Source organism: Streptomyces sp. NPDC050534 (assembly GCF_044457745.1).
Lineage (GTDB): Bacteria > Actinomycetota > Actinomycetes > Streptomycetales > Streptomycetaceae > Streptomyces.
This window is the reverse complement of the sequence record NZ_JBITHF010000001.1, coordinates 584819-596816: the sequence shown is the minus strand read 5'-3', so window position 1 is coordinate 596816 and position 11998 is coordinate 584819. Positions and strand designations below refer to the sequence as shown.

Here is an 11998-nt window from a genome sequence, read left to right as displayed (position 1 = left end):
ACCTCTCTTTCGTTTCCCGTGCGACGGACGCCATGATTGTGCGGCCCGGCCGGACCGGTCGCCCAGGTTGTGTCAGCAGTAGAGATTGAGTTCGTTGTGGTCACCACGTTCCGCCGCCACACCCTCGCGGGTCAGATGCTGGTGCTCCAGCTCGCCATCGTCGTGGTGGTGCTGCTGGCGGTCGCCGCGGTCTCGCTGGCGCAGTCCGAAGCCACCTTCAACCGGGTCGAGGGCCGCCGGGTGAGCGCGCTCGCCGAGCAGCTCGCGGCCCATCCCCTGGTGCGCAGCCGTCTCGTGCGGCCCGCCCCCGAGGAGACCCTGGCCCCGCTGGTGCACTCCACGCTGGTCCAGTCCTCGGTCACGTCCGTCACGGTGGCCGACGCCCGCGGCCGCGTCGTCAGCTCGACGAACCCCACCGTCATCGGCGACCGGCTGCCGCTCGGCCGGGGCGTCTCCGCCGGCCGCGGCTGGTCCGGCTCGCTGACCTGGGACGGCAGTCATGAGCTGGTGGCCCAGGTGCCCGTCCTTGGCACGTCGGGCGGCACCCTCGGGCGCAGCCTCGGCACGGTCATGATCGGCGAGGCCTCCCCGACGGCGTGGCAGCGGCTGTCCGGCGCGTCCTCGTATCTGCTCGCCTACCTCGGCATCGCCAGCGCGCTCGGCGTCGCCGGCTCCTGGCTGCTGGCCCGGCGCGTGAAACGCCAGACCCTCGGCCTGGAACCGCGCCAGATCACCGGCCTCGCCGAACACCGCGAGGCGATGCTCTACGGCATCGCCGAGGGCGTCGTCGCGCTGGATCCGCAGCACCGCGTCACCCTCGTCAACGACATGGGCCGGCGCCTGCTGGACCTGCCCGGGGACTGCGTGGGCCGCGGCCTGGCCGAACTGGGCATCGAGGGAAGGCTGCTGGACGTGCTGACCGGCGCACGCCAGGAGGGCACGGCGCCGCACGACGAGGTCGTCATCCGGCACGGCACCGTGCTCGTCATGAACCGCATGACGGTCACCAAGGGCGGCCGCCTGCTCGGTTCCGTCACCACGCTGCGCGACCGCACCGAACTGGCCCGCCTGGAGCGCGAGATCGGGTCCTTCCGCAGCACCTCCGAGCTGCTGCGCGCACAGGCGCACGAGTTCGCCAACCAGCTGCACACCATCTCCGGCCTGATCCAGATCGGCGAGCAGGAGGAAGTCGTCGGCTACATCAGGGCGTTGAACGAGCGCCGCAACTCCCTCGACATGACCGTCGGCCGCCGCGTACGCGACACCGCCGTCGCCGCCCTGCTGATGGCGAAGGCCTCCCAGGCGGCCGAGCGGCGGGTCACCCTGCACGTCTCGGACGACACTTCGCTGGACCGGCTCGCCCCCGAGGACGCCGCCGACGTGGCGACCGTGCTGGGCAATCTCGTCGACAACGCCATCGACGCCGCCACCGCGGGCGAGCCCGGCGACGGCGAGGCCTGGGTGGAGGCCGGGCTGCGGCAGGACGCCGCCAGCGTGGAGATCGTCGTGCAAGACTCCGGTCCCGGCGTCGCCCCCGAAGTCGCCCACGAGGTCTTCGTGCACGGCTTCACCACGAAGGCGGCGAAGGAGGGCGGGCGCGGCATCGGCCTCGCGCTCACCCGGCTCGTCTGCGAGCGCCGCGGCGGCGAGATCGCCGTGACCAACACGTCCGAGGGCGCGATGTTCACCGCCCGCCTGTCCGTGAGCCACCCTGCCGACGCGGTGGCGGAAGGAGCGACCCGATGAACCCGCCCGCCGACAGCGGCACGATCGACGTACTCGTCGTCGACGACGACTTCATGGTGGCCCGGGTGCACCGGACGTTCGTCGAACGCGTCGAGCCCTTCCGTGTCGTGGGCACCGCAAGCACCGGCGAGCAGGCGATCAGGGCGGTCGAGGAGCTGCGCCCCGACCTGGTCCTGCTCGACCTGTATCTGCCGGACCTCTTCGGCCTGGACGTCATCCCCCGGCTGCGCAGCGGCGGTCACGACTGCGACGTGATGGTGATCAGCGCCGCCCGGGAGGCCGACGCGGTGCGCGGTGCCATACGCCACGGGGTGGTCGACTACCTGCTCAAGCCCTTCGAATACGAGGACCTCAAGCCCCGTCTGGAGCGCTACGCCACGCAGCGCGGGCGCCTGCTCACCACGGTCGTCCGCGGCCAGGCCGACGTCGATCGGGTGCTGGCCGGGGCCTTCACGCCCGCCCCGGGCGGCGCGCTGCCCAAGGGCCTGAGCGTGGAGACGGCCGGGCTGATCGAGCGCGCCCTGCGCGACACGGACGGCACCCTGTCCGCGGCCGAGTGCGCGGCCGCCACCGGCATCTCCCGCGTGAGCGCCCGCCGCTACCTGGAGCACTTCCACACCACCGGCGACGCCGGCGTCTCCCTGCGCTACGGCACCGCCGGGCGCCCGGAGCGCCGCTACAACTGGCGCACGTAGCGCCGCGTCAGGCCGTGCTGAAGCGGAACGCCCCGGTGCTGCCGCCCATGCTGAGCCAGAGGTACTCCCCCTCCCTGACCAGCCGGAGGGCGACGTGGGCGCAGCCGGGGCAGCGGGCGGTCAGGCCCGGCTCGGGGCCGTAGACGTGCAGCTGGGCGAGCGTCCCCGAGCGCGCGCACTGCGGGCAGCGCCACCAGGCGGTGGTCGCCTCCACGGAGAGGATCTCCGAGAGCGGGCCGGCGAGTGCGTTGCCGTCGAGATGCGCCATGTCGTCGAGGCGGGCGATGTCGTCTGGCATCGGGACCTCCGGTCAGCCGAAGCGTTCGGTGCGGATGGTGGCGGGGTCGCGCCCCAGGTCGACGAGCAGGTCGGCGGCCCTCTCCACGAAGCCGGTGGGACCGCAGACGTAGACCGCGCTGTCCGGCTCCAGGCGGGCCGCCGGCTTCTCCAGGTCGGCCGGGGTGATCCGGCCGGGGGCGCGGGCGGCGCCGGGCGGGGCCTGGCGCGTGTACAGGAGGCGGGCGTCGAGGTGGGGGTCGTGGGCGTCGAGCACGTCTCGATAGCAGACGTCCTCGGGCGTACGGACGGAATACAGCAGGTGGAAGGCGGTGGCCGAGCCTGCCGTCCGGTGGGCGCGGATCATGGCGGCCAGGGGGACGACTCCCGAGCCGCCCGCGACGAGCAGTGCCGGCTCGGTCTGCTCCGGCCGCCACACGAACCAGTTGCCGAGCGGGCCGCGCATCTCCACCTCGGCGCCCACCGGCAGGTCGTCGGCCAGGTAGGGCGAGACCTCGCCGTCGGCCACGGCCTGCACGCCGAGCTCGATCCGGTCGCCGTCGGCGGGCGCGGCCAGTGAGTAGCTGCGTACGGCCTGGTATCCGTCGTCGGCCGTCAGCCGTACGTCGACGTGCTGGCCGGGCAGATGACCGGGCCAGCCGGGCACGGTGAAGACCAGGGAGCGGGCGGTGGCGGTCTGCGGGCGGCGCTCGGCGAGGCGGGCCCGGTGCCAGGCGACGGGCACGGTCAGTCCCCCCAGTTGCGCTGCTCGCGCCATGGATCGCCGTAGTTGTGGTAGCCGACGGACTCCCAGAAGCCCGGCTCGTCCTCGTGGCCGAGCCGCAGTCCGCGCACCCACTTCGCCGACTTCCACAGGTAGAGGTGCGGTACGAGCAGCCGGGCCGGACCGCCGTGTTCGGGCGAGAGCGGGTAGCCGTCGTAGGTGTGGGCGATCCATGCCTTGCCGTCGAGGAGGTCCTCCAGCGGGAGGTTGGTGGTGTAGCCGCCGTAGCTGTGGGCGACGACGAAGTCGGCCGCCGTCTCGACGTCCTCGAAGAAGGCGTCGAGCGGGACTCCGCGCCACGGGGTGTCGAACTTGGACCAGCGGGTCACGCAGTGGATGTCCGTGGTCGTCTCCTGCTGCGGCAGGGCCATCATCTCCGCCCAGGTCCAGCTGTGTGCGGCGCCGGACTCGGTGGTGATGGTGAAGGTCCAGTTCTCGGTGTCCACGCGCGGTGTGGGTCCGGCGGACAGCACCGGGAACTGCTCGGTCGGGTACTGGCCGGGCGGCAGCCGGTCCGCCAGTGTGCGGGCGCGACCGCGAAAGCCGGGTGAGAAGGAGCTCATGACGTCATCGGTCTCCTGGGCTCGGAGGGCGTGACCGCCTGATGCACCCCATCATGGGCCGCTCTGCGCCCGCCCGCATGCCGTTCGCGCTGCCGCGGCACCCATGGTGCACGCGCACTCCCCCAGGACCGCGCTCCGTCCGGCAGACTTCACCCCATGGAGACTGCCGAGTTCGTGGAGACCCTGGACCGCGAGGGCCGGCTGCTGGCCGCGGCCGCCGAGGCGGCGGGGACCGACGCCAAGGTGCCGACGTGCCCGGAGTGGCAGGTGCGCGACCTGGTGCGGCACACCGGGATGGTGCACCGGTGGGCGGCCGCCTTCGTGGCCGAGGGGCACACCTCGTACCAGCCCGACGGCGGGCTGCCCGACCTGGACGGCGAGGAGTTGCTGGCCTGGTTCCGCGAGGGGCACCGCCGTCTCGTCGACACCCTCGCCGGCGCCGAGCCCGACGTCGAGTGCTGGCACTTCCTGCCCGCGCCGTCGCCGCTGGCCTTCTGGGCGCGGCGGCAGGCGCACGAGACGACGGTGCACCGGATCGACGCGGAGTCGGCGCGGGGCGGAGTCCGCTCGGACATCTCCTCCGGTTTCGCGGCGGACGGCATCGACGAGTTGCTGCGCGGCTTCCACGCCCGGAGCAGGAGCAAGGTCCGCTCCGTCGAGCCCCGGGTGCTGCGGGTGCGGGCGGCGGACGCCGGCGACATGGTGTGGACCGTACGGCTGTCCCCGGAGCCGCCGGCAGTGACGCGGGACGGGGCAGGAGACGCGGACTGCGAAGTGACCGGGCCCGCACAGGAGTTGTACCTGGCACTGTGGAACCGGCAGCCGTTCCCGCACGTGAGCGGGGACGCCGCGGTCGCCGATCTGTGGCGCGAGAAGTCCGCCGTCACCTGGAGCTGAACCCGCCAACTTGAGCCAGAGATCGGCTACTTGGAGCTGAGTTCGCCCGCCAGCATCCGGGTCAGGACCGCACGTTGCACCGGCAGCACCTCGCCGTGCAGCGTGCGCCCCTTCTTCGTCAGGGCCACGCGGACTCCGCGCCGGTCCTCGGCGCACATGGTGCGCTCGACGAGACCGTCCTTCTCGAGCCGGGCGATCAGCCGCGACAGCGCGCTCTGGCTCAGATGGACCCGCTCCGAGATCTCCTGGACGCGGTAGGCGCAGGAGCCGCCGGACAGGACGTCCAGCACCTCGAAGTCGCTGCCGCACAGGCCGTGTCGGTGCAGTTCCCGGTCCAGTTCGCACTGGGTGCGCGCATGCACCGCCAGGATGTCCCGCCACTGGTCCACGAGTGCCTGCTCGGCCTTCTTCGCCGCCATGAACGCACCGTAGCAGAGAAGCGAAATCATTGCATCAGAATTAAATGCACTTGCATTCGATGCAGGTGCATGTAGTGTCGCCAGCATGACCTCTCCGCTCACCACCTCCGCGACCCCGCCCGTGGCGGTCCGCTGGACCCCCCGGCTGTGGGGCACCCTGCTGGTGCTCTGCGCCGCGATGTTCCTGGACGCGCTCGACGTGTCGATGGTCGGCGTCGCCCTGCCGTCCATCGGCTCGGACCTCGACCTGTCCACCTCGTCGCTGCAATGGATCGTCAGCGGATACATCCTGGGCTACGGCGGCCTGCTGCTGCTCGGCGGACGCACCGCGGACCTGCTCGGCAGGCGCCAGGTCTTCCTGATCGCACTGGGTGTATTCGCAGTCGCCTCGCTGCTCGGCGGTCTGGTCGACTCGGGCCCGCTGCTGATCGCGAGCCGTTTCATCAAGGGGCTGAGCGCGGCCTTCACCGCGCCCGCGGGACTGTCCATCATCACCACGACCTTCGCCGAGGGTCCGCTGCGCAACCGCGCCCTGTCCATCTACACCACCTGCGCGGCCACCGGTTTCTCGATGGGCCTGGTCCTCTCCGGCCTGCTCACCGAGGCCAGTTGGCGCCTGACCATGCTGCTGCCCGCGCCCATCGCGCTGATCGCCCTGCTGGCGGGCCTGAAGCTGCTGCCGCGCAGCGAGCGCGAGAAGGACCACAACGGCTACGACGTCCCGGGCGCCGTCCTCGGCACCGCGTCGATGCTGCTGCTGGTCTTCACCGTCGTCCAGGCGCCGCAGGCCGGCTGGGCCTCGGCCCGCACGCTGCTGTCCTTCCTGGCCGTGGCCGTGCTGCTGTCGGTGTTCGTCCTGGTCGAGCGCCGCTCACCCGGCCCGCTGATCCGGCTCGGTGTGCTGCGCTCCGGCAACCAGATCCGCGCGCAGCTCGGCGCACTGGCCTTCTTCGGGTCGTACGTCGGCTTCCAGTTCCTGACCACGCTCTACATGCAGTCCCTGCTGGGGTGGTCGGCGCTGCACACCGCGCTCGCCTTCCTGCCGGCCGGTGCGCTGGTGGCCGTGTCCTCGACCAAGGTCGGCTCGATCGTCGACCGGTTCGGCACGCAGCGGCTGATCGCGGTGGGCTTCGCGCTGATGGTCGCCGGATACGCGCTGTTCCTGCGCGTGAACCTCGATCCGGTCTACGCCGCCGTCATCCTGCCGTCGATGCTGCTGATCGGCGCGGCCTGCGCGCTGGTCTTCCCCTCGCTCAACATCCAGGCCACCAACGGCGTCGAGGACCACGAGCAGGGCATGGTCTCCGGTCTGCTCAACACGTCGGTCCAGGTGGGCGGCGCGATCTTCCTGGCCGTCGTGACGGCGGTGGTGACCGCGAACGCCCCCGAGCACGCGACCGCGCAGGCCGTGCTGGACAGCTACCGTCCGGGGCTGATCGTGGTCACGGGTGTCGCCGTCGCCGGCCTTCTGATCACCCTCACCGGCCTGCGGACCCGCCGTACGCCGCAATCGGTCGTCGTCGCCAGGTCCACCTCCCTGGAGGCGGAGCGCGTCACGGTGCGCGACTGAGGGGACGCCTCCCAACGGTGCGCCCGGCGGGGCTGGTTGCCCCGCCGGGCGTATCGCTGTGAGATGGCAGCAGGACGGAGAGCCGGGGGGAAGTCATGGCGGACAGCGGGGGACGTCGGAACAAGGCGGAGCGGGACGCGCTCACCGTCGAGGTGGGATACGCCCTGTGCAGTGCCGCGTTCGCCGCACTGGTCCTCTACGGGGCGATCGCCGGCCCGGCGCTGCTCTTCCAACTGCCGCACCTGGCCGAGAGCTTGCTGCGCCGCGCGGCGCTCGTCCTCGCGCCCGTGCTGTTCGCGGTCCGCCTCGTGAGCGTTCTCGTGCGGTACAGACAGGCCGGTCAGCCCAGCCAGCCGGGGCGGACCAGCCCCGACTCGTAGGCGAGGACGACCAGTTGGGCCCGGTCCCGGGCGCCCAGCTTGACCATCGTGCGGCTGACGTGGGTCTTCGCGGTGAGGGGGCTGACGACCAGGCGCCGGGCGATCTCCTCGTTGGACAGGCCGATGCCGACGAGGGCCATCACCTCCCTCTCCCGCTCGGTGAGTTCGCCGAGGGCGCCGGCGGCCGCGGGCTCCTTGGAGCGGGCCGCGAACTCGGCGATCAGGCGGCGGGTCACGCCCGGTGAGAGCAGCGCGTCGCCCTCCACCACCGCCCTTACCGCGCGCAGGAGTTCCTCGGGTTCGGTGTCCTTGACCAGGAAGCCGGACGCGCCCGAGCGGATCGCCTCGAAGACGTACTCGTCGAGCTCGAAGGTGGTGAGCATGACCACCTTGACGCTGTGCAGCGCCTCCTCGCCGGTGATCCGGCGGGTCGCCGCCAGCCCGTCCAGCGTCGGCATGCGGATGTCCATCAGGACGACGTCCGGGCGCAGTTCGCGCACCTTGCCCACCGCCTCCTCACCGTCGGAGGCCTCGCCGGCCACCTCGATGTCCGGCTGCGCGTCGAGCAGCGCACGGAAGCCGGCCCGCACCAATGACTGGTCGTCGGCGAGCAGTACGCGGATCACCGGTCGTCCTCCTTGGCCTTCACCTGCAACGGCAGTACGGCGAGCACCCGGAAACCGCCGTCCGCGCGCGGGCCCGCCTCGATCGTGCCACCCAGCGCGGCGGCCCGCTCCCGCATTCCGGCCAGGCCGTTGCCGCTGCCGCCCGCGTCGGCACCGGTCGCGGGCCCGTCGTCGTCGACGCGCAGCCGTAGCGCCCGCTCGTCGTGGTCGAGGTGCACGCGTGCCTGACGCGAGCCGGAGTGGCGCACGACGTTGGTCAGCGCCTCCTGGACGATGCGGAATGCGGCGAGGTCGGTACCGGGCGCGAGCCGGGGCGGCTCACCCTCGACCTCCACGGTCAGGCCCGCGCTCGCGGCCTGCTCCACCAGTTCGGGCAGCCGGTCGAGGCCGGGCGCCGGGGCACGCGGCGCGTCTCCCGGCGTGCGGAGGGTGTCGAGGACCTGGCGGACCTCGCCGAGCGCCTCCTTGCTGGCGGCCTTGATGGTGGTGAGCGCGGTGCGCGCCTGCTCGGGGTCGGAGTCGAGCAGGGCGAGGCCGACGCCCGCCTGAACATTGATCACCGAGATGCTGTGCGCGAGGACGTCGTGCAGCTCGCGGGCGATGCGCAGCCGCTCCTCGTCGGCCCGCCGCCGCGCCGCCTGAGCCCGTTCGGCCCGTTCCCTGCTCCACTGTTCGCGCCGGACACGGGTCAGCTCCGCCAGTGCGACGATCGCCACCACCCAGGCGGCGATCACGAGTTCCTGCCCCCAGGAGGGGGCCGAGTCCCCGGACGGCGGCAGCCACCGGTACAGCCAGTGGGCCACCAGCATGTGCCCGGCCCACAGCATGGCCACGGCACCCCAGGCGGCCCGCCGGTGTCCCGTGACCACGGCGCTGAAGCAGGCCACCGCGACGGTGAGGAAGACCGGACCGTACGGATATCCGGCACCGAGGTAGACCGTCGCGGCCGCCGCGGTGCCGAACACGACGGCCACCGGATACCGCTGCCGCCACAGCAGCAGGCCGGAGCCCACCAGCAGCAGCACGCGCGCGAAGGTGTCCAGCGCGGCCCGCTGGCCCGCCTGCTGATGCGCCGCCCAGTGGGAGCCGACGAGCACGAAGACCGTGACCAGCACGGTGGAACGCCACGGCCACCGGGGCGCCCGCTGCTCATCGCCCCAGCGGTTCATCCACGGCGGCCCGTGCCGCCGCCACCGGGGTGGCCCGCCCCCGTGCCCAACCTGCTCGTCCATGACCGCCACGCTAGACGCCGTCGGGCGGGCGGGGCGTCCGCCGGGCGTGGTGATCAGGCGTACTCCCCGGGAAGTACGCCCTCAGCAGGGCTGTCGTCCCCCTCACCAGGACCGTCGTCTCAGCCAGGACCGTCTTGTCCACCAGGGCTGCATCCCCACCGGGCCTACCTCAGCCCGACCCCGTGGGCGAGCCGTGCCGCCGCGTGCCGGAAGAACGCCTCACGTTCCTCCACGACCCGGTGGAACTGGCCGAACAGCTCGAAACCGATCAGCCCGAACAGCTGGGCCCAGGCCGCGACGAGGGCCGGCGCCACCGCGGGCGGGAGGTCGGAGGCGAAGTCCCCGGCCATGCGATCCGCCTCGGACTCCAGGTCCGCGGGGAGAGGAGGCAGGTCGAGGCCGGGGCCCTGGCGGGCGTCGCGGACGATGCCGATCAGGACGAGGGCGACGCGGGCGGCGGCGGGGACCGTGGTCTCGGGGGCGACGTAACCGGGGACCGGCGATCCGTAGATCAGCGCGTACTCGTGGGGGTGCGCGAGCGCCCACGTGCGGATGGCCTCGCACACGGTGGTCCAGCGCTCGACGGGGCCGGCCTCGCCCGCGGCGGCGAGGGCCTCCTCGGCCGCCTCGCCCACCGAGTCGTAGGCATCGATGATGAGTGCGGTCAGGAGGTCGTCGCGGCTGGGGAAGTAGCGGTAGAGCGCGGAGGAGACCATGCCGAGTTCGCGCGCCACGGCCCGCAGCGAGAGCTTCGCGGCGCCCTCGGCGGCGAGCTGTCTGCGTGCCTCGTCCTTGATGGCTGCGGTGACCTCGATCCGGGCTCGGGCGCGGGCGCCGTGTGCGGTGCTCATGGAAGTCAGTGTCGCATGAAACGAGAGCGGTGCACACAAAGGAGAGCGGCGCACAAAAAAGAGAGCACCGCTCTTGCGCTGGATCCCGATCCGGTGCAGACTCTTCAGCAAGCGAGAGCAGTGCTCACAAAAGCGAGCGAAGCTCTCTCAAGCGATGGGGGTCCCATGTCCACGCACGTCCAGAAGCCCGGCTGGTTCACCGTCAACGTCTTCAACCGCGTCGTCGCCTGGATGACCCGCCGCGGCATCAGCGTCTGGGGCTCCCGGGTCCTGGCGGTCCGCGGGCGCAAGAGCGGCGAGTGGCGGACCACCCCCGTCAACCTGCTGACGGTGGACGGCCAGCAGTACCTGATCGCGCCGCGCGGTCACGTGCAGTGGACGCACAACATGCGGGCCGCGGGCGGCGGCGAGCTGCACCTCGGCAAGAACGTCGAGGCGTTCACCGCCACCGAGGTCGCCGACGACGACAAGGCGCCGCTGCTGCGGGCCTACCTCAAGCGGTGGAAGGCCGAGGTCGGCGTCTTCTTCAACGGCGTCGGCCCCGATTCCCCCGACGCCGAACTGCGCCGCATCGCCCCCGACCACCCCGTCTTCCGCATCACCGTCACGAAGTAGCCGTCACGAAGTGACGTCGCCGCCCACCGGGGACTCGCCGCCCACCGCGGCCTCACCGCTCAGCGCAGGCTCACCGCTCACCGAAGGCCGGTCGGCCACCTGCCGCCGGTCGAGCGCGATCAGAGCGCGCTGGGCCATCGGGTGGGACCGTACGAGCTCGGCGAGGTTGGTGGAGCCCCGGGTGATGTCCCTGAACGCGTTCCACGCGGGCCGGAATCCCGTCAGCGCCGCGTGGAACAGGCCGGGACGGCGCTCGAACACCGCCAGCATCCGCCGTCCGATGCTCATCTCGACGCCGAGCCCCGCCTTGACCGCGAACGCGTAGTTCAGCGCCTGGCGCCGGGCGTCCACGGCGTCGTGCGCTTCGGCGATGCGCACCGCCCACTCCCCCGCGAGCCGCCCCGAGCGCAGTGCGAAGGAGATGCCCTCGCGAGTCCACGGCTCCAGCAGCCCCGCCGCGTCGCCGCACACCAGCACCCGTCCGCGCGAGAGCGGCGAGTCGTCGGCGCGGCAGCGGGTCAAGTGGCCGGAGGAGATGCTCGGTTCGAAGCCGGCGAGGCCGAGCCGCCCGACGAACTCCTCCAGGTACCGCTTGGTCGCGGCGCCCTCCCCACGAGCCGAGATCACGCCGACCGTCAGGGTGTCGCCCTTGGGGAACACCCAGCCGTAGCTGCCGGGCATCGGGCCCCAGTCGATGAGCACCCGCCCCTTCCAGTCCTCGGCGACGGTCTCCGGCACCGGGATCTCCGCCTCCAGGCCGAGGTCCACCTGGCCGAGCTTGACCCCGACGTGCGCTCCTATGCGGCTGGCGCTGCCGTCCGCGCCGACGACCGCACGGGCCAGCAGCGTCTCGCCGCCCTGCAGGACGACCGCGACGGTGCGCCGGTCCGGCACCGCCGCCCCGTGCTGCTCGACGCGCTGCACGGTGGCGCCCGTACGCAGCTCGGCGCCCGCCTTCTGCGCGTGCTCGACCAGCTGCTGGTCGAACTCGGGCCGGTTGATCAGCCCGAACAGCATCTGCCGGGAGCGCCGGGTGCGGGTGAAGCGGCCGTTGTGGGAGAACGTCACCGCGTGCACCCGGTCCCGCAGCGGCAGTTCGAAGCCGGGCGGCAGGGCGTCGCGGGAGGGGCCGATGATCCCGCCGCCGCACGTCTTGTAGCGCGGCAGCTCCGCCTTCTCCAGGAGCAGCACGCTGCGTCCCGCGACCGCCGCCGCGTAGGCGGCCGAGGCCCCCGCGGGTCCCGCGCCCACCACGACGACATCCCACACCCGCTGCACGTCGTCCGCCGAAGAGTTCTCGCTGCTCACGATGGTCTACTGCTCCCGATCAAGCCGCTGCCGCAC

14 protein-coding genes are annotated in these 11998 nt (G+C 72.4%); 6 read left to right on the top strand and 8 right to left on the bottom strand.

The window, feature by feature from the left end:
* Positions 1-96 precede the first annotated feature (96 nt).
* The gene (locus tag ACIBN2_RS02695; RefSeq protein ID WP_399132277.1) at positions 97-1746 is read left to right on the top strand and encodes an ATP-binding protein; all 1650 of its coding nucleotides are present in this window, start codon (positions 97-99) and stop codon (positions 1744-1746) included.
* Positions 1743-2441 carry a response regulator gene (locus tag ACIBN2_RS02690; protein WP_399132276.1) on the top strand — a complete coding sequence of 233 codons (699 nt, stop codon included), beginning with the start codon at positions 1743-1745 and terminating at the stop codon, positions 2439-2441. The genes ACIBN2_RS02695 and ACIBN2_RS02690 overlap by 4 nt, the downstream gene beginning before the upstream one ends.
* Before the next feature lie 7 nt (positions 2442-2448).
* On the opposite strand, the gene ACIBN2_RS02685 is transcribed toward ACIBN2_RS02690, so the two are convergent.
* From ACIBN2_RS02685 to ACIBN2_RS02675, 3 genes are read right to left on the bottom strand one after another with little or no spacing between them, the layout of a single operon-like run.
* Positions 2449-2739, bottom strand: coding sequence for a DUF6510 family protein (locus tag ACIBN2_RS02685; RefSeq protein ID WP_399132275.1), 291 nt, complete (start codon positions 2737-2739; stop codon positions 2449-2451).
* Positions 2740-2751: 12 nt separating this feature from the next.
* On the bottom strand, positions 2752-3495 hold the full coding sequence (locus ACIBN2_RS02680) for a ferredoxin reductase (RefSeq protein WP_399132274.1): 744 nt from the start codon (positions 3493-3495) through the stop codon (positions 2752-2754).
* Positions 3465-4064 (bottom strand): sulfite oxidase-like oxidoreductase, encoded by a 600-nt coding sequence (locus ACIBN2_RS02675; RefSeq protein WP_399132273.1) that lies wholly within the window; start codon positions 4062-4064, stop codon positions 3465-3467. Before ACIBN2_RS02675 ends, ACIBN2_RS02680 begins: the two co-directional genes overlap by 31 nt.
* A gap of 156 nt (positions 4065-4220) precedes the next feature.
* On the opposite strand from ACIBN2_RS02675, the gene ACIBN2_RS02670 reads away from it, so the two are divergent.
* Positions 4221-4961: a maleylpyruvate isomerase family mycothiol-dependent enzyme gene (locus tag ACIBN2_RS02670; RefSeq protein ID WP_399132272.1), complete on the top strand. Its 741-nt coding sequence runs from the start codon at positions 4221-4223 to the stop codon at positions 4959-4961.
* A gap of 26 nt (positions 4962-4987) precedes the next feature.
* Here the strand turns inward: ACIBN2_RS02670 and ACIBN2_RS02665 are convergent, their stop codons facing one another.
* Positions 4988-5380, bottom strand: a complete 393-nt coding sequence (locus ACIBN2_RS02665; RefSeq protein WP_399132271.1) for a MarR family winged helix-turn-helix transcriptional regulator — start codon at positions 5378-5380, stop codon at positions 4988-4990.
* An 85-nt stretch (positions 5381-5465) separates the two neighbouring features.
* Here ACIBN2_RS02665 and ACIBN2_RS02660 point away from each other — a divergent pair, with 85 nt between their 5' ends.
* Complete coding sequence (locus tag ACIBN2_RS02660) at positions 5466-6950, top strand: MFS transporter (RefSeq protein ID WP_399132270.1); 1485 nt, start codon at positions 5466-5468, stop codon at positions 6948-6950.
* A gap of 95 nt (positions 6951-7045) precedes the next feature.
* The gene (locus ACIBN2_RS02655; protein WP_399132269.1) at positions 7046-7330 is read left to right on the top strand and encodes a DUF6332 family protein; all 285 of its coding nucleotides are present in this window, start codon (positions 7046-7048) and stop codon (positions 7328-7330) included.
* Here the strand turns inward: ACIBN2_RS02655 and ACIBN2_RS02650 are convergent.
* The 3 genes from ACIBN2_RS02650 to ACIBN2_RS02640 form a co-directional block, all read right to left on the bottom strand.
* Positions 7291-7956 carry a response regulator gene (locus tag ACIBN2_RS02650; protein WP_399132268.1) on the bottom strand — a complete coding sequence of 222 codons (666 nt, stop codon included), beginning with the start codon at positions 7954-7956 and terminating at the stop codon, positions 7291-7293. The two genes, ACIBN2_RS02655 and ACIBN2_RS02650, sit on opposite strands and share 40 nt — an antisense overlap.
* Complete coding sequence (locus ACIBN2_RS02645) at positions 7953-9188, bottom strand: sensor histidine kinase (RefSeq protein WP_399132267.1); 1236 nt, start codon at positions 9186-9188, stop codon at positions 7953-7955. Before ACIBN2_RS02645 ends, ACIBN2_RS02650 begins: the two co-directional genes overlap by 4 nt.
* A 164-nt stretch (positions 9189-9352) precedes the next feature.
* Positions 9353-10039, bottom strand: coding sequence for a TetR/AcrR family transcriptional regulator (locus ACIBN2_RS02640; protein WP_399132266.1), 687 nt, complete (start codon positions 10037-10039; stop codon positions 9353-9355).
* Positions 10040-10204: 165 nt separating this feature from the next.
* Between ACIBN2_RS02640 and ACIBN2_RS02635 the strand changes: the two genes are divergently transcribed.
* Complete coding sequence (locus tag ACIBN2_RS02635) at positions 10205-10654, top strand: nitroreductase family deazaflavin-dependent oxidoreductase (RefSeq protein ID WP_399132265.1); 450 nt, start codon at positions 10205-10207, stop codon at positions 10652-10654.
* A 3-nt stretch (positions 10655-10657) separates the two neighbouring features.
* Here the strand turns inward: ACIBN2_RS02635 and ACIBN2_RS02630 are convergent, their stop codons facing one another.
* Complete coding sequence (locus ACIBN2_RS02630) at positions 10658-11962, bottom strand: geranylgeranyl reductase family protein (protein ID WP_399132264.1); 1305 nt, start codon at positions 11960-11962, stop codon at positions 10658-10660.
* Between the last annotated feature and the right edge of the window lie 36 nt (positions 11963-11998).